The 1,396-nt window shown below is 44.1% G+C and carries 1 protein-coding gene and 1 pseudogene; one reads left to right on the forward strand and one right to left on the reverse strand.

The features are described 5' to 3' along the window. On the forward strand, positions 1-790 hold a 790-nt coding region (locus BG32_RS01435; RefSeq protein ID WP_409072640.1), incomplete at its 5' end, for a phytoene desaturase family protein. 96 nt (positions 791-886) lie between these two features. Here BG32_RS01435 and BG32_RS01440 read toward each other — a convergent pair. After that, positions 887-1,396: pseudogene (locus BG32_RS01440) on the reverse strand (RNase adapter RapZ); the annotation flags it as partial.

The raw sequence follows: 1,396 nt of genomic DNA on the forward strand, positions 1-1,396 counted from the left end.
GCTTGGAGGCGAGATACTTTACAACTCCTCCGTGGAGAGAGTCATAGAAGACAGTGGAAAGGTTGTCGGAGTGAGACTTGAAAATGGTACGGAGATCTCCGCCAATTATGTAATTTCAGACGCGTACGGTTATGACACTTTCATGAAAATGATAGATGAACGGCACCTCACCGATCGGCTGCGCTCGATGTATTCGAAGCCGATTGACAGGATGATGATGGGTTTGCATGTATCTTTCGGTGTGAACATGGACCTTTCAGACAAACCGAACGCCATTTCCTTCTTCCTTGACGAACCAATCGAAATTGCAGGCGACAACTGCTCTATAATCAACCTTCTTAACTACAGCTATGACAAGAAACTGGCACCGAAAGGAAAGACCAGTATTAAAGCGATGTATGATACCTACTATTCTTACTGGGAAGAGCTATCGAAGGATCAGAAGAAATATGAGGAAGAGAAGGCGATAATCGCCAGTCGAACAATCGAGGCCATTGAAAGATTCATTCCCGGTATCGGAGAAGCCGTCGAAGTGACCGATGTGGCAACACCTATTACCACAGAGAGATTCACGTCAAACGCCCGGGGATACGGAAGTAAAGAGGATTTTCGATTGAGAGACACCCTCAAAGGATTTCTCAACAAACCGATGACGCTGAAAAGCCTCAAGAACTTCTTTGTGATAGGACACTCCATAGGTGGAACAAATCTTTACGGCTGTGCGGCAATGGGCAGGAATACTATCAGAAGGATCTGTAAGATGGAGCACAGGAATTTTGTCGCCTCCTAAGATTAAACTCCATTACCTAAAGCTTTTCATAAGAAATAAAACACCTTGATGTCCCTCAACCTCATAAGACACCGCTAAGAGATGAAAAAGTATGGATCATGAATTGTCTTTGTGAACCTTTTGCTCTCTATGATCAAGGGAGAGCCTTAAATTGTCAGTCTTGAGCTCCTCGAACAGCCGATCTGCAATATAGACAGATCTATGCTTGCCGCCCGTGCAGCCAACAGCTATCTTCACGAAGTTTCTACCGCTTCCGGCGAAACCTTCAATCGTCATCCTGCAGAGTTTCAAAACAGTCGAGAAGTAGGTTTCTATCTCAGGGTAGGTCTCCAGATAATCCTTAACTTTCTTGTCCATTCCCGTCAGTTCAATGAGATCCTCATAATAGTATGGGTTAGGAAGGAATCTCACATCGAAGATCAGGTTAGCATCGTGAGGAATCCCTTCGCTGTATGAGAAACTCTCTATCTCAACCCTCATCGGAGGCAGTTTGTAACCCTTCCCTCTGATAATAGAGACGATTGCCTCCTTCATTTCTTTTATATCCATTCTTGACGTATCTATCACATGATCACAATTCTTTTTGAATGGATCCATAATGCTTCT

The sequence above is a fragment of the Mesotoga sp. HF07.pep.5.2.highcov genome (genome assembly GCF_003666285.1).
In the GTDB taxonomy this organism is placed as follows: Bacteria; Thermotogota; Thermotogae; order Petrotogales; family Kosmotogaceae; genus Mesotoga; species Mesotoga prima.